17 protein-coding genes are annotated in these 20,550 nt (G+C 57.7%); 6 read left to right on the top strand and 11 right to left on the bottom strand.

Annotated elements, in window-relative coordinates:
* Positions 1–3 precede the first annotated feature (3 nt).
* The 8 genes from FOM92_RS12695 to FOM92_RS12730 all read right to left on the bottom strand — a co-directional run bounded on the left by FOM92_RS12695 (position 4) and on the right by FOM92_RS12730 (position 10,052).
* Positions 4–2,805 (bottom strand): 2-oxoglutarate dehydrogenase E1 component, encoded by a 2,802-nt coding sequence (locus FOM92_RS12695; RefSeq protein ID WP_143777214.1) that lies wholly within the window; start codon positions 2,803–2,805, stop codon positions 4–6.
* 38 nt (positions 2,806–2,843) lie between these two features.
* On the bottom strand, positions 2,844–3,728 hold the full coding sequence (gene sucD, locus FOM92_RS12700) for a succinate--CoA ligase subunit alpha (RefSeq protein WP_143777215.1): 885 nt from the start codon (positions 3,726–3,728) through the stop codon (positions 2,844–2,846).
* A gap of 27 nt (positions 3,729–3,755) precedes the next feature.
* Positions 3,756–4,718, bottom strand: coding sequence for a malate dehydrogenase (mdh, locus tag FOM92_RS12705; RefSeq protein WP_143777216.1), 963 nt, complete (start codon positions 4,716–4,718; stop codon positions 3,756–3,758).
* A 136-nt stretch (positions 4,719–4,854) separates the two neighbouring features.
* Positions 4,855–6,240, bottom strand: coding sequence for a M20/M25/M40 family metallo-hydrolase (locus FOM92_RS12710; protein WP_170226879.1), 1,386 nt, complete (start codon positions 6,238–6,240; stop codon positions 4,855–4,857).
* Positions 6,241–6,262: 22 nt separating this feature from the next.
* Positions 6,263–7,375 carry a cell division protein ZapE gene (gene zapE, locus FOM92_RS12715; protein WP_143777218.1) on the bottom strand — a complete coding sequence of 371 codons (1,113 nt, stop codon included), beginning with the start codon at positions 7,373–7,375 and terminating at the stop codon, positions 6,263–6,265.
* Between the two features lie 18 nt (positions 7,376–7,393).
* A complete protein-coding gene (locus tag FOM92_RS12720) occupies positions 7,394–7,846 on the bottom strand; it encodes a PaaI family thioesterase (protein ID WP_246087288.1) in 453 nt (150 codons plus the stop codon).
* A 14-nt stretch (positions 7,847–7,860) separates the two neighbouring features.
* Positions 7,861–8,640, bottom strand: a complete 780-nt coding sequence (locus FOM92_RS12725) for a succinate dehydrogenase iron-sulfur subunit (RefSeq protein WP_143777219.1) — start codon at positions 8,638–8,640, stop codon at positions 7,861–7,863.
* A 74-nt stretch (positions 8,641–8,714) separates the two neighbouring features.
* A complete protein-coding gene (locus FOM92_RS12730; RefSeq protein WP_143777220.1) occupies positions 8,715–10,052 on the bottom strand; it encodes a hemolysin family protein in 1,338 nt (445 codons plus the stop codon).
* Positions 10,053–10,203: 151 nt separating this feature from the next.
* Here FOM92_RS12730 and FOM92_RS12735 point away from each other — a divergent pair, with 151 nt between their 5' ends.
* Positions 10,204–10,869, top strand: coding sequence for a YiaD family glycine zipper/OmpA-like lipoprotein (locus FOM92_RS12735; RefSeq protein WP_281285609.1), 666 nt, complete (start codon positions 10,204–10,206; stop codon positions 10,867–10,869).
* A gap of 49 nt (positions 10,870–10,918) precedes the next feature.
* Here FOM92_RS12735 and FOM92_RS12740 read toward each other — a convergent pair whose 3' ends face one another.
* The gene (locus FOM92_RS12740; RefSeq protein ID WP_143777850.1) at positions 10,919–12,139 is read right to left on the bottom strand and encodes an FAD-dependent monooxygenase; all 1,221 of its coding nucleotides are present in this window, start codon (positions 12,137–12,139) and stop codon (positions 10,919–10,921) included.
* Between the two features lie 120 nt (positions 12,140–12,259).
* On the opposite strand from FOM92_RS12740, the gene FOM92_RS12745 reads away from it, so the two are divergent.
* The 4 genes from FOM92_RS12745 to ribA all read left to right on the top strand — a co-directional run bounded on the left by FOM92_RS12745 (position 12,260) and on the right by ribA (position 17,422).
* Positions 12,260–14,578 (top strand): FtsK/SpoIIIE family DNA translocase, encoded by a 2,319-nt coding sequence (locus FOM92_RS12745; RefSeq protein ID WP_246087289.1) that lies wholly within the window; start codon positions 12,260–12,262, stop codon positions 14,576–14,578.
* Positions 14,579–14,642: 64 nt separating this feature from the next.
* On the top strand, positions 14,643–15,266 hold the full coding sequence (locus tag FOM92_RS12750) for a LolA family protein (RefSeq protein ID WP_425473390.1): 624 nt from the start codon (positions 14,643–14,645) through the stop codon (positions 15,264–15,266).
* Between the two features lie 288 nt (positions 15,267–15,554).
* The gene (xth, locus tag FOM92_RS12755; RefSeq protein ID WP_143777223.1) at positions 15,555–16,361 is read left to right on the top strand and encodes an exodeoxyribonuclease III; all 807 of its coding nucleotides are present in this window, start codon (positions 15,555–15,557) and stop codon (positions 16,359–16,361) included.
* Positions 16,358–17,422: a GTP cyclohydrolase II gene (gene ribA, locus FOM92_RS12760; RefSeq protein ID WP_246087290.1), complete on the top strand. Its 1,065-nt coding sequence runs from the start codon at positions 16,358–16,360 to the stop codon at positions 17,420–17,422. The genes xth and ribA overlap by 4 nt, the downstream gene beginning before the upstream one ends.
* Before the next feature lie 26 nt (positions 17,423–17,448).
* On the opposite strand, the gene FOM92_RS12765 is transcribed toward ribA, so the two are convergent.
* Together FOM92_RS12765 and msrB are read right to left on the bottom strand one after the other, a co-directional pair.
* Positions 17,449–19,479, bottom strand: a complete 2,031-nt coding sequence (locus FOM92_RS12765) for a transglycosylase domain-containing protein (protein ID WP_143777225.1) — start codon at positions 19,477–19,479, stop codon at positions 17,449–17,451.
* 45 nt (positions 19,480–19,524) lie between these two features.
* The gene (gene msrB, locus FOM92_RS12770) at positions 19,525–19,917 is read right to left on the bottom strand and encodes a peptide-methionine (R)-S-oxide reductase MsrB (RefSeq protein ID WP_143777226.1); all 393 of its coding nucleotides are present in this window, start codon (positions 19,915–19,917) and stop codon (positions 19,525–19,527) included.
* 101 nt (positions 19,918–20,018) lie between these two features.
* Between msrB and FOM92_RS12775 the strand changes: the two genes are divergently transcribed.
* Complete coding sequence (locus tag FOM92_RS12775) at positions 20,019–20,549, top strand: DUF4402 domain-containing protein (protein ID WP_143777227.1); 531 nt, start codon at positions 20,019–20,021, stop codon at positions 20,547–20,549.
* The last annotated feature ends 1 nt before the right edge of the window (position 20,550 follow it).

Consider the following 20,550-nt stretch of genomic DNA (forward strand, 5'->3'; position numbering starts at 1 on the left):
GGATCAGCCTTTTCTCTGACGGCGGATTTCTGCGCGGACATTATGACCAAGGGCGTCGGCGACCAACGCGGCCTGTTCGGCCTGATGGCGCTTGGCAAGGCCGGTTGCGGTCGCCGCAGCGGCCTTGCGCCCGGCATAGCGCGCGCGGGTCGGTTTAACCTTTGCGTTCAACAGGCATTCTTCGATGAAGGGATCGACAAAGGACCAGCTGCCCGCATTTTTCGGTTCTTCCTGTGCCCAGACAACCTCTTCCAACCCGGTCATACGCTTCAGGCGAACCGTCAGAGGTTCGCCGGGGAATGGATAAAGCTGCTCGATCCGGACAATCGCGGTGTCGCTGTCCCCGGCCGCATTGCGGGCCTCCATCAGGTCATAGGCGACCTTGCCGGAACAGAGCACCAGACGCTTCACATCCTTGTCTGCAGGTGCCCAGGGGTCGGACAATATCCGCATGAAGTGGCTGTCGCCCTGAAAATCTTCTGCCTTGGAAACTGCCATTTTGTGCCGCAGCAGGGATTTGGGTGTCATGACAACCAGCGGCTTGCGGAACGACCGCGCCATCTGACGGCGCAGCAGGTGGAAATAATTTGCCGGCGTCGTGCAATTGGCGACCTGGATATTATCCTCGGCGCAAAGCTGCAGGAACCGTTCCAGACGGGCCGAGCTATGTTCGGGACCCTGACCTTCATAGCCATGGGGCAACAACATCACGAGGCCGTTGGCGCGCAGCCATTTTGCCTCGCCCGATGCAATGAACTGGTCGATCATGGTCTGGGCACCATTGGCAAAGTCGCCAAATTGCGCTTCCCACAATACCAGCGTTTTGGGTTCGGCACCGGCATAACCATATTCATAGCCGAGCACGCCAAATTCGGACAGCGGGCTGTCCAGAACCTCGAACCGTCCGTGCGGCAATGTCGAGAGCGGCACATATTTTTCTTCCGTGCCCTGATCGACCCAGACAGCGTGCCGCTGGCTAAACGTACCGCGGCCTGAATCCTGTCCCGAAAGACGCACGCCAAATCCTTCCGACAGCAGGGAGCCGAAGGCCAGGGCTTCGCCTGTTGCCCAGTCAAAATTCTCGCCCGAAGTGAACATCGCCTTCTTCGCGTCGAGAACACGGCCAAGGGTGGGATGGATATTCAGCGTGTCGGGCACCGATGTTAATGTGCGACCCAAGCTGTCGAACAGCTTTTTGGAAATGCCCGTTTCAACGTTACGGCGCGCGGTTTCCGGATCGGCAGGCTTCGAAAGCCCCGACCAGCGTCCGCCAAACCAGTCCGCCGCATTGGGCTTGTAATCGGCGGCGCCTGTAAATTCCTGCTCGAGCAGGGCGACAAAACGAGTCGCATGTTCATTGGCCCAGTCGGCATCAATCACACCTTCGGCCTGAAGCCTTTTGGCATAAATCTCGCTGACGCCGGGATGGCCCTTGATCACCTTGTACATCAGTGGCTGGGTAAAGCTCGGCTCGTCACCTTCATTGTGGCCGAAGCGGCGGTAGCACCACATGTCGATCACGATATCGCGGTGGAATGTCTGGCGAAATTCGATGGCGATCTTGCACGCAAAGGTAACCGCCTCGGGATCGTCGCCGTTAACGTGGAAAATCGGGGCCTGAACGCCCTTGGCAACATCCGAAGGATAAGGCGACGAGCGCGCATATTGCGGGCTGGTGGTAAAGCCGACCTGGTTGTTCACGATAAAGTGCAGGCATCCGCCGGTATTATAGCCGCGAATCCCAGAGAAACCGAGGCATTCCCAAACGATACCCTGTCCTGCAAAGGCCGCATCGCCATGCAACAGAACCGGCAGGACCTGCTCATGCTTGCCAAGGTCGCCGCGGGCGGTCTGGTTGGCGCGCACCTTTCCGAGAACGACCGGATTGACCGCCTCCAGATGGGACGGATTGGGGACAAGGCTCATATGCACCTTGATGCCGTCAAATTCGCGGTCGGTGCTGGTGCCCAGATGATATTTCACATCGCCCGAACCGCCGACATCATCGGGATTCGCGCTGCCGCCCGAAAATTCATGGAATATGATGCGATAGGGCTTGGCCATCACATTGGCCAAGACGTTCAGGCGGCCACGATGCGGCATGCCATATACGATTTCGCGGACGCCCAGTTGCCCGCCATATTTGATGACCGCTTCGAGAGCGGGAATCATGGATTCGCCGCCGTCCAGACCGAAACGCTTCGTGCCGACATATTTGCGGCCCAGGAATTTTTCGTACTGTTCGGCTTCGATAACCTTGGCCAGAATCGCCTTTTTGCCTTCGGGCGTGAAGTGGATGGCGGCGTCCTTGCCTTCCATCCGTTCCTGCAGGAAACGGCGTTCTTCCACATCGGCAATGTGCATATATTCCAGACCGACGGGGCCGCAATAATTTGCCCGCAAGATGTCGACCAGTTCGCGCACGGTCGTCCATTCAAGACCCAGCGTTCCGCCGACAAATACTTTCCGGTCCAGATCAGCGCCCGAAAAACCATGATATTCCGGGGTCAAATCCGCCGGTATTTCCTGCTTGGAAAGGCCAAGTGGGTCCAGATTGGCCGCAAGATGGCCGCGCACGCGATAGGTACGCACCAGCATCATGGCGCGAATGGAATCATTCGCCGCCGCAACCGCGTCGGCCTCTGCCATTTGCTTGCCCGCCGCCTTGGCCGCAGCCTTCACCTCGACCACCATCTGGGTGGGGTCGAGCGATGCCGTCAAATCGTCGGTGACCGATAAAGGCCAGTTGGCGCGCTCCCAGCTGGGACCGCGCTCAATTTCAAAATCCTGGTTCTCAAGACCCATATCTATGCCTTCCTTGGGGAGGGAAACGGCAGGGATGCTTATCCCTTCAGTACTTCGACCAATGTTTTGCCGAGCAGTGAAGGAGAAGGGGATACGCGAATGCCTGCGGCTTCCATGGCCGCAATCTTGCTTTCCGCATCGCCTTTGCCGCCGGATACAATAGCGCCCGCATGGCCCATGCGCCGCCCTGGAGGCGCCGTGCGACCTGCAATAAAGCCAGCCATCGGCTTCTTGCGGCCCTTCTTGGCTTCATCAATCAGGAATTGTGCGGCTTCTTCTTCTGCGCTGCCGCCGATTTCACCGATCATGATGATCGATTTGGTGGCGTCGTCGGCAAGGAACAGTTCCAGACAGTCGATAAAGTTGGTGCCGTTGACCGGATCGCCGCCAATGCCGACGGCGGTCGTCTGGCCCAGGCCTTCGGCCGTGGTCTGGAACACTGCCTCATAAGTCAGGGTGCCGGAACGCGAAACAACGCCGACCGAACCTTGCGAGAAGATATTTCCGGGCATGATGCCGATCTTGCATTCGCCCGGGGTCAGAATTCCGGGGCAGTTCGGGCCGATCAAGCGCGATTTCGACCCTGACAGGGCGCGCTTCACCTTGACCATGTCAAGCACCGGAATGCCTTCGGTAATGCACACGATCAGGGGGATTTCCGCGTCAATCGCCTCAAGAATCGAGTCCGCCGCAAAGGGGGGCGGAACATAGACGACCGTCGCATCGGCGCCGGTTGCCTGCTTGGCCTCCAGCACGGTGTCGAACATCGGCAGGCCGATATGTGTTGTTCCACCTTTGCCGGGGGTAACGCCGCCGACCATTTGCGTGCCATAGGCCAGCGCCTGTTCGGTGTGGAAGGTGCCGGTCGCACCGGTCATGCCTTGCGTAATGACCTTGGTATTCTTGTTGACGAGAATGCTCACATGCGTCTCCTGAAATATGATGTCCGCTTATTTCAGCGACGGATCGATCTTTTTGCAAGCAACCAGAAGTTCCTTCACCGCATCCACAGATACGTTGAAGTTTTTCTGCGCCTTTGCGTTCAGCTTGATTTCGGCGATGCGTTCAACGCCGCCAGCGCCAATGACGACAGGAACGCCGACATACAGGTTCTTCACGCCATATTGGCCGGTCAGATTTGCAGCACAGGGCAGCAAACGCTTCTGGTCGTTCAGATAGGCCTGCGCCATCTCGATTGCCGACGTTGCCGGGGCATAATAGGCCGAACCCGTTTTCAGCAAGGCGACGATTTCACCACCACCCGAACGCGTACGCGCGACGATTGCGTCAATCTTTTCCTTGGTGGACCAACCCATTTTGATAAGGTCGGGGACCGGAATACCGGCAACGGTCGAATATTCGATCACCGGCACCATCGTGTCGCCATGTCCGCCCAGTACGAAGGCGGTGACATCACGGACCGAAACATTGAATTCTTCGGCGAGGAAATGACGGAAACGGGCGCTGTCCAGAACGCCGGCCATGCCCACGACCATATTGTGCGGCAGCCCCGAAAATTCGCGCAAGGCCCAGACCATGGCGTCGAGGGGATTGGTGATGCAGATGACAAATGCCTTGGGGGCATACTTCTTGATGCCTTCACCTACGGCCTTCATGACCTTCAGGTTGATGCCGAGAAGGTCGTCACGGCTCATCCCGGGTTTGCGGGCGACACCGGCGGTGACGATGCAGACGTCGGCGCCCTTGATGTCCTTGTAGCTGTTCGTGCCCTTAAGCTTTACATCAAAGCCTTCGACGGGTCCGGCCTGCGCCAGGTCCAGTGCCTTGCCCTCCGGCATACCTTCGGCAACGTCGAACAGGACAACGTCGCCCAGTTCTTTGGATGCAGCGAGGTGGGCAAGTGTGCCGCCGATCATACCGGCACCGATAAGCGCAATTTTCTTGCGAGCCATGAAACGATTTCCTTCCCTTAAGGCCTGTAGCGGAATTGAGGCGGCGTTACGCCGAATCACTTAACTTAACAACCCACTAAAGCGTATAAGTTAAGCCTTTTTATGATAACAGTTCGCAATAGCATTAATGGCGGTTTCAGCCTGCGACGCGACGTAACATTTCCATCCAGATCGGGACCTGTCCGTGGAATCCTTCGGCCCAAACGCGTTCGTCCAGCCCATGGGCGCCTTCCCGTGCGCCGACAATGCCCCACAGTCCGCCAAAGCCATATACCGGTATACCATTTGCTCTCAGAAATGCCCCGTCCGTTGCCCCTGCTGACTGGAACGGCATAACCGGCGCATCCTTAAACCGGGTGGCAACCGCCGCCTTATAGGCTTCGGTAATATCGGCACGCAGCGGTGTGGGTGCTGTTTCGGGGGTTTGCGACCCTTCTACAGCGGTGACGGTTACATCGGGCCCAGCCAGCGCCTGCAATTGCTGGCGCACTTCTTCAATTTTCACGCCGGGGAAAATTCGGCAATTGACGTTGGCCTCGGCCTTTTGCGGCAGGGCATTGGGGGCATGGCCGCCCGACAGCATGGTCGCGACACAGCGTGTGCGCGTGCTACCGCTGTCCATGGCTTCCAACAGATCGGCGGTCTCGCGGTCGGTCGGATTGGCAAGGAAACGCCGGACCAGCTCGCCATATTGGCCGCTATCGCCTTTTGAAAGCGCTTCATAGGTCGCCCGCGTCGCATCGTTGATCATCGGCGTAAAGCGGTGGCGCTCCACTGCGGTCAGCGCATTTGCCAGCGCATAGATCGCATTGTCCGGACGCGGCGCACTGCTATGCCCGCCGCGATTGATGGCGGTCAGCTTATAGTCGGCATAGGTTTTCTCGGCGATTTGCATGCCGAAACCTTCCACACGGCCGTCGGGAAAGACCGATCCGCCCCCTGCATCGCTGTTGAGGGCAAATTCGGCATCGATCAGCGACCGCCATTCGGTTGCGGCACGGCGCGCACTGTTACCGCTGGTCTCTTCATCGCCTGTAAACAGGACGATGATGTCCCGCGTATTCTGAAACTTTTCCGCCCGCAAATATTGCAGAGCCAGAACAATCCCTGTCAGGCCCGCCTTGTTGTCATTTGATCCACGGCCAAGATAATAGCCGTCCTCTTCGCGAAACTTGAAAGGTGGATATTTCCAGTCGCTTTCCTTGGCTGCCACCACATCCATATGCGCCATCAGCAATATCGGCTTCTTCCCGCTCGGCTTCGCGGCAGGCCAGCGGGCGATAAGGGTCTGGGTACCGTCATGATCCTTGACGACAATATCGGTTATACCGGCTTTCCGGAACTCGGCACTCAGCAAGCCGGTCAGCTTTTTGAATTCGGCGGTCTGCCCCTCGACGGTCGGAATCTCGACAATCTTTGCAAAAAGATCCCGCTCCGCCTGACGTTGGGCATTTTGCGCCTGGCCCTGTGCGGCGGTTATTGCCAGCAAGCTTGCCGCGACTATCGATAAACGTCTGAACATCCTCTTCTCCTTTGCGCAAAGCCTAACGCGGACCATGGCCCTCCGCCAGATATTCCTCGGACTGCATTTCCAGAAGCCGCGATACGGTGCGTTCAAATTCAAACCGGCCATCCCCTTCGGGATAAAGCTGGTCCGGTATGGCATCGGCGCTGGCCAGAAATTTGACGCGATATTCGTATAGTGCGTCGATCAGGGTTACAAAACGTGCCGCCTCGTTTCGGTTTTGGGGGCCGAGGACGGGAATGCCGACCATGATGACGGTGTGGAAACGACGCGCAATGGCAAGATAATCGGCCGACCCGCGCGCCTCGGCACATAAGCGCTTGAAGGAGAACACCGCGACACCTTTCAGCGCCTTGGGCACATGCAGGGTCCGCCCTGTACCCACATCCAGTTCCGCAGACGGCACATGGGCGCGATCTTCGGGTGGATAGTCAGTCAGACGGAAAAAGGTTTGCGATAAGGCCGCCGTTGCCTCCGGTCCGTTGGGCACCAGCCAGGTTCGTGCACTGCCCAAGCGGTCACGGCGGTAATCGACCGGTCCGTCGAGGCTGACTATGTCCAGCCTTTCCTTGATGAGATCGATGAAGGGCAGGAACAGGTGACGGTTGAGCCCGTCCTTGTACAAATCATCGGGATGCCGGTTCGATGTAGTCACCACCGTGACGCCTGCAGCGATCAGCCCTGAAAAAAGGCGGGACATGATTGCGGCATCGGCCATATTGTTCACGACCATCTCGTCGAAGCACAGCAGGCGCGATTCTTCCGCCAGGGATTCCACCAAAGGCGGGATCGGATCGCCCCGTTCCTTTTCCCGCTCCACCTTCAGGCGTGCATGGATATCGAGCATGAATTCATGAAAATGGACCCGCTTTTTCCGGCGGACCTGAACCGTGTCGAAAAACAGGTCCATCAGCATCGATTTCCCGCGCCCGACACCACCCCAAAGATAAAGGCCCCGCGCCGGGTCGGGCTTTTTCCGTAAAAAGCGCCAGATGGTGCTTCCCCGTGGAGGCACTGCCTCAAGTTCGTCCTGGACGCGCGCCAGTGCACGGACGGCCTTTAACTGGTCCGCGTCGGGCTTTAATTCATTGGCCGAAACCAGCGCGTTGTAACGGTTTTCTACCTTATCCATAACACGCTGCCGGAACGGTCATTTCCGGGTGGGTTTTCGGATGGTGCCGGAAAAGGCAGCGACCCGTTCATCGCCTTGCGTCACGATACCGCGCATGAAAAGCAAACGGCCGGTTTCTTTCAAAAGCTCAACCTCCGCGTCCAGCGGTTCGCCAATGGTACCGGCGCCGATAAATTGCACCGAAAGGTCCAGCGTGACGGCGGCCCCGGCCTCGATGAGGCCGAACATCCGCGATGCGCCGAACATAGCAACATCGATAAAGCCCAGGGTGACGCCGCCGTGGACGGCATTGCGCAGATTGCTGTGACGGTGCTCGGGGAACATGCGCAGCCTCGCCTTGCGGTCACCTTCACTGCGTACCAGCATCTTGCCCAACACGGTTCCATTATACCGCGTCGCATCGGTCATCTGCCAATTCAGCCAACCCGGATTATCCGGATCGGGACTGCTGTCGAATGCGGGTGTTTCCAACGGATGTCCCGCGATTAAATATGCCGTTCGGCAACCATTTTCTTGGTTTCCGCGATGGCCTTGGCAGGATTCAAGCCTTTGGGGCAGGCATTGGCGCAATTCATAATGGTATGGCAACGGTACAGGCGGAAGGGATCCTCCAGCTCGTCCAGACGCTCCCCGGTCATTTCGTCACGGCTGTCGGCAAGCCAGCGATAGGCTTGCAGAAGAATGGCAGGACCCAGGAACTTGTCGCTGTTCCACCAGTAGGACGGGCAACTTGTGGAGCAGCAGGCGCACAGGATGCATTCATACAGGCCGTCCAGCTTGGCGCGGTCTTCCGGTGATTGCAGGCGTTCCTTGCCCGAAGGTTCCGGCGTGACGGTCTGCAACCATGGCTTGATCGACGCATATTGCGCGTAGAAATGGGTGAAATCGGGAACCAGATCCTTGATCACTTCCATATGCGGCAGCGGCGTGATGGTCACTTCGCTTTTGCAATCCTCGATCGCCGTGGTGCACGCCAGCCCGTTTTTGCCGTCGATGTTCATCGAGCAGGATCCGCAAATGCCTTCGCGGCAGGACCGGCGGAAGGTAAGCGAACTGTCCTGCTCGCTTTTCATCTTGATCAGGGCATCGAGAACCATCGGGCCGCAATTGTCGGTATCGACCTCAAATGTGTCATAACGCGGATTTTCGCCGCTATCGGGATCGTAGCGATAGACTTTGAATTTCTTGACTTTACCCGCGGTGCTGGATGCATGCACCCGGCCCTTCTGAACCTTACTGTTTTTGGGTAAAAAGAAATCAGCCATTTGAATATCCCGTGGAATCTAGATGTCTTGTTATTCCGCTATAGTGGCAACGCCCTAACCAACCGTTTCGCTAATCACAAGCCCTCAACTGCGTCGACTTGGCTTGCCTTTTTTGCAAGCGACACGCGCAATTTATCGATTTTGCGACCGTCCATGTCGACAATCTCGAAACGCCAGCCCTGGTCGACGAAGGATTCGCCCTCCTCCGGCAAATGGCGCAAGATATGAAGGACATGGCCCGCAGCCGTGGCATAATCGCGGTCGTCGGGCAGATCGATGGACAGCACCTCGGCCATGGCATCGGCCGACATCGCGCCGGACACCAGCATCGATCCGTCGTCCAGCGTAACAATGTTCGGGGCGCTACCCTGCGCCTGATCCGAGGCAAATTCACCCGCGATCGCGGCCAGCAGGTCGTTGGGCGTGACGATTCCCTCAAAATGCCCATATTCATCGTAAACCAGCAACATAGGCACATCGGATGACCGCAGGATTTCAAGGGCATCCATGGCATCCAGCTGATCCGGAACAATCTCCGCCTTGCGCATCAGGTCGCGCAGATCGAGCCGCTTCCCGCCAATCTGCGCCGCGACAATATCGCGCGACTGGACCACACCGATAATATCGTCGGCATTCTCGCCAGTTACCGGAATGCGGGTGTGGGGCGAATGGACCAGCATGTCGCGGACATCTTCTTCGGATGCATCTGCGGAAATGCGGTCCACATCGGTGCGCGGTGTCATTACCTCGCGCACGGGACGATCGGCCAGACGCACAACACCGGCAATGACCTTATGCTCATGTTCCTCAATGATTCCGGCATGCGTCGCTTCGGCAAAAACCATCCGCAACTCTTCGGTTGTCAGGGCTTCCCGGCTGTCACGGCGCAGGCCCAGCATGCGAAAAATCAGCGCGCTGGAACGATCCAGCAGCCACACAATAGGAGCCGTAATGCGCGACAGCATTTCCATGGGTCCGGCAACAATGATGGCGATGCGTTCCGGCGCCACAAGTGCAAATTGTTTCGGAACCAGTTCACCTACGACCAGCGAAGCATAGGTGGTGATGGAAATGACAATACCGAACCCCAATGTATCGGCCCAATCGGCAGGGATTCCCAAATAGGCGAGTCGTTGCGCCATAGGTTCGCCCAGAGTGGACCCCGAATAGGCCCCGGCGATGATACCGATCAGGGTGATTCCAATCTGTACCGTCGATAAAAATTTGCCCGGATCACGTGCCAGCCGCAGCGCCGTATTCGCACCCCGCGTGCCGCTATCGGCCATGGCTTTCAACTTGGCGGCGCGGGCCGATACAATGGCAAGTTCGGACATTGCGAACACACCGTTGATGGCGATCAGCACAAGGATGGTGGCGGCATCAAACCAGGGAAAGGGACTAAGTGGTTGCATAGAAGGCTATGTCCCATAGTGCCAAACATCCGGTCATGGCAACAAAATGCAACGTCACGCGTTAGGCACTGCGATGCGACCCGCACGCGGAATAATCTCCGGTTCATATTCCGTGGCGTTTAATAAATGCATCATCAGGAAGGCTATGAACATGAATACAAAACAAATCCTATCCCTCACCGTGCTGGCATCAATGCTCCCCCTTTCGGCCTGTGTGACCGACCCTGAGACCGGCAAACGCACGATTTCGAAAGCGGCTATTGGTGGCGTCGGTGGCGCGCTTGGCGGATATCTTCTGGGTGACCTTATCGGTGGTCGGCGTGACCGAACCGAAAAGATCGTTGGCGCGGGCATTGGCGCAGTCGCAGGTGCAGGCGTCGGCTATTATATGGACGAACAGGAAAAGAAGCTGCGCCAGCAGACCGCTGGTACCGGCGTCAATGTCATTCGTGACGGCGACAATCTGGTGCTCGACATGCCTTCGGAAGTCACATTTCCGGTAAACAGTTCGAACATCGAACCCAATTTCCGCACGACGCTTGATCAGGTCGCAGCGACCTTGGTCCAATATGAAAAAACCTATGTCGACGTGCTGGGCCACACCGATTCCACAGGCTCGGATGCCTATAATCAGGCGCTGTCCGAACGCCGGGCATCTTCGGTCGCGGCCTATCTGGGATCACGCGGCGTACAGTCTGCGCGCCTGGCTACCAAAGGCTATGGTGAAAGCCAGCCGAAGGCGAGCAATCTGGATGAGGCAGGTCGCGCCGCCAACCGGCGGGTCGAAATCCGACTTGTTCCGGTAACCGAAGGCTAGGTCCTGAACTCGTAAATATCGTCGACGACGCTATTTACGAGTTTACGGCCTAAACCGCCACGCCCTTCAGCAACTTGGGTAAAGCACCGCTCTCGCCCCGTGCCTCGGCCATGAAAAAGGCCTTGGCGGGGCGGGTGCGTTGCACCAGACTCATTCCAAAACGCCGGATGGCCGACGCTGCTTTTCCGGGAATACCGAACAGGCGGTTCAGCCCGTCGGTTGACATGGCGACCATCAGGGTGTCCACGCTTCTCCACCTGCTATAACGTTCCAGCAACTGGGCATCGCCGAGATCAAGCCCCAGCCGCATCCCGTCCACCAAAACTTCTGCCAGCGCTGCCACATCCCGCAGCCCCAGATTTAGCCCCTGTCCGGCAATGGGGTGGATGCCGTGCGCACTATCCCCGATCAGGACAAGCCGCTCAGCGGTAATTGAACCGGCATGGTGGAAACCAAGCTTATAGGTTGAAAGGGGCGCTGCCATTTCGATCTGACCCAACAGACCGCCCATCGCCTTTTCGACCTCGGCGGCGTATCCCCGTTCGGATAGCTTCATATAGCCCGGCGCATCGGCTTCATCGACGGACCAGACGATAGCGGATCGATGCCGGCCGTCGGCGCTGTCGAGCATGGGCAGGACTGCAAAGGGGCCGCTCGGATAAAAAATCTCATATGCGATATTCTGATGCGGTTTTTCGTGGAAGACCGCACCTACCATTGCGCTGTGATTATACTGCCAGTGGATGATCTTTATTCCGGCTTCATCACGTGTTGTACTTTGCCGCCCTTCGGCGACAACCATCAGGTCTGCAGACAGGGTTTTCCCATTATCGAGCTCTACGGTCACGCCCGCCGCATTGCGCGTTTTGGAAAGAATGTGCACTGGCATATGCAAATGAATTGCCTCATTGGCTTTTGCCGCTTCGTACAGGCAGCGCCGGATCAACCTGTTCTCGAACATCTGCCCGAGATAGCCGTCCTCGGCACCGGGAACGAAGTCGAGCGAGCCGCGCTTCAGGCCATCACTGACCCAAATCTGTTCAATCGGGCATCCCTTGCCCTCCAGCGCGTCGCCAAGGCCGATGGCTTCGAACATTTTCATGCTGGAACTGGAAATAGCCGATGTGCGCCCGTCAAAATCATGGGCAAGCATCGCTTCGGGATCGGCGCGATCCACGACATGACAACTGATTCCATGATTGGCCAAGGCAAGCGCCTGTGTAAGTCCCACAAGGCCGCCGCCGATGATAATGATATCCGCTTTTTCCATCATGTGCAGCTTATGGCCCAATTGCGTCCCGGACTCAAAGAAGGATTTTGCCCGTAATGCTTGACGGGGAGTCCGGTGAAGGCGAAAAGGGGGCGTATTAACCTTATAGAGCAGTGTTTCATGGCGTCGCGCATTTCGAAGATCACCGGCAAGAACAATATGGCCAACTGGCGCCAGATGATGCGCGCGTCTCTGATCCGGAGCGGCGCGTTGTTCGGTGCGGCTGCGCTTGGGTTGTTTGCCTTCTTTTACGGCTTTTCCGTTTTAAGCTATTCACCTGCGGATGCGGCGTTCAACAGTGCGGCTGCCGATGTTCAGCATAACTGGATGGGCCAGCCCGGCGCCTATATTGGCGACGCGGCGCTTTTCCTGTTCGGCTTACCCGCAATTTTCCTGTTTCCCCTGATGCTGATTTTTGCACGGCGTCTTTGGCGCGATGTACCGCAACCGCAGTGGAAACGGCAGTTGGTGACCTGCCTTGCAGGCATGTTCATCATCGGTTTCGGAATGGCCTATTGGCAGCATGGCAGTGACATTGGCCTGCCTGCAGGATGGGGCGGAACGTTCGCCCTTCTGTTGGATAGTGCCGTCACGCCCCTTATCGGCCAGGTTGAGGGTGCGCTGGGGACATTGATCCGCGTCATACTGATCGTCGGCACCTTATTGGGCGGGATAACGGTGGTGATCCGGTCCCTGCAACTGGAACGCCCGCTGTTGCGCATACCGGCCCTGCCGATGCCGAAATTCGGAATGAATCTGGACGCGGGCACCGACAGCGACGAGGCCGCACCTGTCATCAATCTGGAACCCAAGCCGCCGCGCAAGTCGGTGGAACCGGAAAGCCGCAAGCCGCCGGTCATCGACGATCGCAGTTCGGCGCCCAAGAAAGCCGCATTTTCGACAGGGGCCCGGCAAGGCGACTTTTTCGGCAGCTATGCCCTGCCGTCGCTCGATCTGCTGGATCCGCCTCCAGCCGTTTCGGTGCCGAAACTGGATAAAACTGCTCTGGAGGCTAATGCGCGGCTTCTCGAATCCGTGCTCGACGATTTTCATGTGAAGGGCCAGATTGTGGCGGTGCGGCCCGGTCCGGTGGTGACCATGTACGAACTTGAGCCCGCGGCCGGTATCAAGTCCAGCCGTGTAGTACAGCTTGCCGAAGATATCGCACGCAACATGTCCGCCCTGTCGGCGCGTGTGTCGACCATACCGGGCCGGACGGTGATGGGAATCGAACTGCCCAATACGCACCGTGAGGCGGTGGTGTTCCAGGAAATGGTTGGCTCCAGTGCCTTTGCCGACCAGAAAGGTGCGCTGCCGATCATTTTGGGCAAGAATATCTCGGGTGATCCGGTGATCGCTGATCTGGCGCCTATGCCCCACCTCCTCGTGGCTGGTACGACCGGGTCGGGTAAGTCGGTCGGGTTGAACTGTATGATCCTCTCGCTGCTTTACAGGTTGACGCCTGACCAGTGTCGGATGATCATGATCGATCCCAAAATGCTCGAACTCAGCAGCTATGATGATATCCCCCATTTGCTTTCTCCTGTGGTGACAGAGCCTGCAAAGGCAATCCGCGCCCTGAAATGGGCAGTGGAGCAGATGGAGGAGCGTTACCGCATGATGTCCTCGCTGGGCGTCCGGAATCTCGCCAACTTCAATGAAAAGGTCCGCGCTGCCAAGGCAAAGGGTTCGCCATTGGGGCGCAGGGTGCAGATCGGATATGATCCGATGACCGGCCAGCCACAATATGAGGAAGAGCAACTGGCCTATGAACCGATGCCCCAGATTGTCATCATCGTGGACGAGCTTGCCGATTTGATGATGACAGCCGGGAAGGAAGTGGAATTCCTGATCCAGCGGTTGGCGCAAAAGGCGCGTGCCGCCGGGATACATCTGATCATGGCAACGCAGCGGCCCTCGGTCGATGTCATTACCGGCGTGATCAAGGCCAATTTGCCGACCCGTATATCCTTCCACGTAACGTCTAAAATCGACAGCCGAACCATTTTGGGGGAACAGGGCGCAGAGCAGCTTCTGGGCAAGGGCGACATGCTGTATATGGCGGGTGGCCGCGGACTGACCCGCATTCACGGACCTTTTGTGTCCGATGACGAAGTACGGCGCGTGGCTGACCATTGGCGCGGACAAGGGCAGCCTGAATATATCCAGGCCGTTACCGAAGAACCCGAAGACGGCGGATTCGATTTTGGCGGTATCGGCGGCGAGGATAGCGAGGAAGATGCCCAGTATCGCAAAGCCTGCCAGATCGTATTCGAAAGCCAGAAGGCATCGACAAGCTGGATCCAGCGGCAGCTGCGCATCGGCTATAACAGCGCTGCGCGTCTGATTGACCGGATGGAAGAGGATGGATTAATCAGCGGTCCGAACCATATCGGCCGGCGCGAAGTTCTGCGTGACCGGAACGGCGAACCGCTTTAGGCGTTAAGACTTGGTTCAACGCGCGTTTGGCAGACGGACCCGCCCTCTCCCTTGGAAAATGACAATGACTTTTGGAAAATATGCCCTGATGTTCACGCCGGTTGCGCTGGTGATGACGATGCCGGGATCGGCGCAGAGCGGTTCGGCCAAGATGGACCGGGTTGTGGCCCATATGCAGTCGGTCGGTACGATGACCTCGACATTTACGCAGACAGACCGGCGCGGTTCGACCCTGTCGGGCAAATTGCTGTTGAAGCGGCCTGGCCATATCCGTTTCGAATATCAAAAGGGTGTCCCCCTGCTGATTGTCGGTGACGGCAAATCGCTGACGATGGTCGACTATGAAGTCCGCCAGGTGCAGCGCTGGCCCATCCGAAACAGCCCGCTTGCGGCGTTGCTTGACCCGGGTCAGGACCTGCGCCGTTATGGCAAGTTGGTTGAAACATCGACCGACGATGTGATCAGCGTCGAAGTGCGCGATCCCAAGCGGCCGGAATTTGGTGTCATCACGATGGTGTTCGTGCGTCAGGCAGGCGCGCCGGGTGGATTGACGCTGAACGGATGGGTGGCGCTCGATTCGAAAAATAACCGCACCAGTGTCCGACTCGGTAATGTGAAATATAATGGAAATGTGCCTAATTCGGCCTTTACCTGGAAAGACCCGCGCCCCGTTCGCCGTAAAAGCTGATATGGGGCGACGAACCGATGCTGTGCGCCGACCAGTCGCCTTGGCAGGGTTCCTTGTTCATCTGAGTGACAGGAAACGCATAGTATAAATTCCTCATCAGCGGTTGGTAGTTCGTGTGGTTTTCCCCCTGTTGCCCACGACGATGAAGCCGGCCCTGATATCCGCGTGACGAACGCAAGCTTAGCCCTCATCCCAAATGCCCCCGGGATGAGGGCTTTGCTTTTTCCGCTTCATTTTTGCCATCAGCCGCTTGCCCACGGCCTCGGGTGCATCTAGGGCCTTTAGCTTATGTCACAGACACTCCGCATCGCCTCGTGGAATATCAATTCAGTCCGCGCCCGGATCGACATTGTCGAACGCTTTCTCAAAGAGGAAGCACCGGATATTTTATGCCTTCAGGAAACGAAGGTCATCGACAGCCTTTTCCCCGAGGGCCTGTTCCGGCAACTGGGCTATCGCCACATGATGATCAATGGACAGCCGATGCATCATGGCGTGGCAATTGTCAGCAAGGTGCCACTCATCAATCGCAAGGTTGAAGACTGGCAGGCGAATGGAGAGGCGCGCCATATCAGTGCCGAGCTCAATATCGAATCCACAAAGGGTGTACGCCTCGACAATGTCTACATACCGGCGGGTGGCGATATCCCGGACCGGGAGGCAAATCCGAAATTCGGGCAGAAGCTGGATTTTCTGACCCGCATGAAAGAGTGGTCCGACAGCATCAGCAGCCCGACCATTTTGACGGGCGATTTCAACGTCGCCCCGCTCGAACATGATGTGTGGAGCCATAAGCAGCTGATTAACGTCGTCAGCCATACGCCCATCGAGTGCGATCATCTCGCGGCGATCCAGCAGGCCGGAAACTGGGTGGACATTGCGCGGCATTTTGTCGACCCCAGCCAGAAACTCTACACCTGGTGGAGCTACCGTGCGCAGGATTGGGAAACGTCGGACCGCGGCCGACGACTGGACCATATGTGGGTGACGCCCGATCTTAAAGACAAGGCCAAATCCCATGTCGTGCACAAACATATACGCGGATGGGGCAAGCCTTCGGACCATGCACCCATCGTCACGGAATTCGCCTTTTGACGGCCCCTGTGTCGGCGGTGGGCAATCCCCGGAATGCGGCGCGAGCTATCGACGCGCTTCGCCGGGGATGGATTGTCCAAATCGGGTCAGCAGGCTCGGCCATCCGGATCGCAGCGATTGAAACGACCAGCGCGATAGCGGACGTCAAAGGTTTGCTTTTGTCGGCAAGCCGGGCAGCGACGCTGAAACTGGTCAACCAGCGGGCCGCAGCGGACACGAACCTGCCCGTCTGCATCGCAGCGCCTGCCGACATGGACCTGTCGATGGCACTCGCCATAGCCGACCCGACGCTTGATTTGCGCTATCCGATGAAAGGGCCTTTTGTGGCCCAGCCAATTGGCGAAGCCGCCCCGTTGCAGGCGGCAATGGAGTTGGCGCGTCTTGCAGGTCTATTGCCGGCTTTTCTGGTACTGGGTGACGAGGCGGTTGCCGAAGAAAGCGTGAGCCCGGAAGATGTGGCCGCTTTCGATGACAGCAACGCGCTTGCGATCGCGACTCGCGCGCGCTTGCCGGTCGCGGCAAATGCAGAGGCGGAGATTGTGGCCTTCCGTTCCGCTGCGGACTCGACGGACCATATCGCACTGGTGATCGGAAAGCGCGACCAGAGCGATCCCGTGGTGCGTTTGCACAGCGAGTGTCTGACAGGCGATGTGTTGGGGAGCCTGAAATGCGACTGCGGCCCGCAACTGCATGAGGCGCTGCACCAGATATCGGACGCACAATGGGGCATATTGCTCTATCTGCGGCAGGAAGGTCGCGGAATAGGCCTTATCAACAAATTGCGCGCCTATGCCTTGCAGGATCAGGGATTCGACACCGTTGACGCAAATGTTCGGCTCGGCTTTGCCATTGATGCGCGGGACTTTTCCGTGGCGGCACAAATGCTCAAGCTTTTGGGTGTCTCTTCGGTACGTTTGCTGACCAATAACCCTGAAAAGGTTGCCGGATTGCAGGCCGAGGGGATCGGGGTTCCCGAGCGCCTGCCCCTGAAGATTGCTTCAAACCCGCACAATGCCCATTATCTTGCGACCAAGCGCGACCGCACCGGGCATAAGCTCTAAGCCATAATATAGGTCAGGGGTTGCCCCTAAAATCCTTGCGGGTCCTCGGGCTCAGCCTGTGGCTCAGCCGGTCGGCGCCCCAGCGCTTTATCGATAAACTCTTCATCCAGTTGCTCGGGCCGGGTGCCATCGGGCAATCCGGGGTCGTCGACAGACGGAACACCCTCTATCGGATTTCCATTCTCGTCCAGAAGCAGGGGTTCGCCATCTTCACCCAGAAGCTCCTCGTCTTCCAATCTTTCCGGGAAAGTGACTTCGGTGGCGAACTGCTCGACTGGACGGCCAGCGACCGCGACACGCATGAACGCCGCCCAGGCCTGCGCCGGAGCCCGCCCGCCTTCCAATCCGCCGACGGCACGCGCATTGTCACGACCCATCCATACACCGGTCGTCAGGCCGCTTGAAAAGCCCAAGAACCAGCCGTCCTTGTTGCTGCTGGTGGTCCCTGTCTTTCCGGCCACGGGTCGGCCAATATTTGCTGCGCGGCCGGTTCCGGTTGCAACTGCCGTCTGCATCAGGTCAGTCATGCCGCCGGCAACCCATTCCTCAACCAACTGGATCGATTTCTGCGGCTTGGCCGAATAGATTACTTCGCCGTCAATCGTCGTCACTTTGGAAATGCCATATGGAGTCAGGCTGCGCCCTTTTGCCGCCACTTCGGCAAAGGCACGGGTCATGTCGATCACGCGCGCTTCGGACGTGCCCAATACCATGGACGGTTGCGTGTTGATCGGTGTCGTAATGCCGAACCGGCGCGCCATATTGGCAATGCTGCTGGTGCCCACTTCCTCACCCAGCTTGGCGGCCACCGTGTTCTTTGAATAGGCAAAGGCCGTGCGCAAGCTGATCTCGCCGGCATAATTGCCACCACTATTCTTGGGCTGCCAGCCGTCTATCTCGACAGGTTCATCGACAACCGTATCTTCGGGACGGAATCCCGATTCCAGTGCGGTCAGATAGACGAACAATTTCCATGCCGATCCCGGTTGACGAACCGCGGTCACCGCCCGGTTATAGTTGCTGGTCACATAGTCGGTACCGCCAACCATCGCCTTCACGGCACCGTCGCGGTCAATGGCGACCAGCGCGCCCTGGGCGCCTTTTGGCACATTGTTGACAATCGCCTTTGTCGCGGCGCGCTGCATTTTCAGGTCGAGCGTGGTCCACACGTCAATCGGCTTTTCCGTCTCATCGATCAGGCCATCCAGTTGCGGCAACACCCAGTCGGTGAAATATCGGACACTGTCCTGCGGCGGTTCGGCTGCAATCTTGACCTGGGCTGGCTTGACCGCTGCGGCTTGTTCCGCCGTTATCATGCCTGCATCCTGCATCACTTCGACAACGACACCGGCGCGGTCGAGCGCGGCCTTTGCGTCTGCGGTCGGCGAATAGCGTGAAGGCGCCTTCACAAGCCCCGCGATAATGGCAGCCTCGGCCAGCGAAAGTTCTTCCGCGCCGTGGTCGAAAAATTTACGGCTCGCGGCATCAACGCCATAGGCGCCGCCACCGAAATAGACCTTGTTCAGATAAAGCTCGAGTATCTGCTCCTTGGAAAACTTGGTTTCCATTGCCAGAGCAAGGATTATCTCGCGGATTTTCCGCCCGAACTCCTTGTTATTATTCAGGTAGATGTTACGCGCGAGTTGTTGTGTGATGGTGGAGCCGCCTTGTGTCCAGCGGCCTTCGATCGCGCGCACATAAAAAGAGCGGGTAATACCGATCGGGTCGACGCCCGGATGCATGTAATAGCGGCGATCCTCAACAGCGACCATCGCCTCTTTCATCTCGGTCGGTAACTGCGAAAAGGTGAGCCAGCGGCCAAAACTGGGGCCAAGGGACTGGATTACTGTGCCATCTGCTGCACGTACGCGGATCATCTGGCCATTTGGTGATGCCTTCAAATCCTCGAAACTGTCGATTTCGCCGCGGGCAACGGCGACGAATATGCCGAGTACCATCAACCCCAACAGGAACGCGCCAACACCGATTTTGAAAAGACGAACAACCCACATCATGAATGAGCCTCGTCCGCTATTTGGAGTATATGCAGATGCCATCGGGGGCGTTGTTATCGCCAATGGGATTCAGGGACAAGGACCAAGTTATTCGGGGTCGAATTCAAGTGCGGCGCTGTTAATGCAGTAACGCAGACCCGTTGGTCCCGGCCCGTCGGGGAAAACATGGCCGAGATGCCCTTCGCACGCGGCACAGCGTACTTCGGTACGGATCATGCCATGCGACGTGTCGCGATGCTCCTCGACAACTTCCGGATCAGCAGGCGCGGTAAAGCTGGGCCAGCCCGACCCGCTGTCAAATTTCTTATCCGAAACAAAAAGGGCGGTGCCGCAACCCGCGCAGCGAAATTCGCCGGGGCGTTTTTCATCAGTCAGCTTTCCTGCAAAAGCGCGTTCTGTCCCAGCCTCGCGCAGGACATGATATTGTACCGGGTCCAGCTGCTCCCGCCATTCCGCATCGCTTTTGTGTACTTTTTCCATTTTTCCGCCTTTCAGACCATGGAGATGGTGGGGTGGGTGCCGTTCTTCAAGACCGGGGTTTAACCTAAGGTTTACCATAAAGCGGCTAAGGTAAAAAGGCTATGATAGGACCAGATCATAAGCGCCGCGCTTTGACCGTGATGATGCTTGTACCGTTGCTTATGGCTGCGGGCGAGGAATCCTGTCTGTTGTGCACAAAAACGCAAGAAAGCGCGGAAGTAGCTTCAGACAGGGCAACACCCCTTTCCATTGATATCACCACACAACTCGATTTCAGCCGCGCTGCACTTTCCGGCGGCGGCGGTGGCCAGATTGATGTGGACCCCCAAAATGGCAGCCGGCGTGTCGACGGATCCATCATCGACCTTGGCGGACCTGCCTTCGCCGGTACGGCTGTTGTGCGTGGAGAGCCGGGTCGTGCCATTCGTATCGACATGCCCACAACCGCCGATATGACCTCTTCCACCGGAGCAGTGATCAAGATTGTCGGACTGCGCGCCAGTATCGTCGGTAATCCGCGGCTGGATCGCGAAGGCCGCCTCAGCTTTTCCTTCGGTGGTAAATTGGTGGTGCAGGGTAATGCTTCGGGGACTTTTCGTGCACGGATCCCCATAACCGCCCAATATGAATGAA

Source organism: Sphingorhabdus contaminans (genome assembly GCF_007280415.1).
Classification (GTDB): domain Bacteria; phylum Pseudomonadota; class Alphaproteobacteria; order Sphingomonadales; family Sphingomonadaceae; genus Sphingorhabdus_B; species Sphingorhabdus_B contaminans.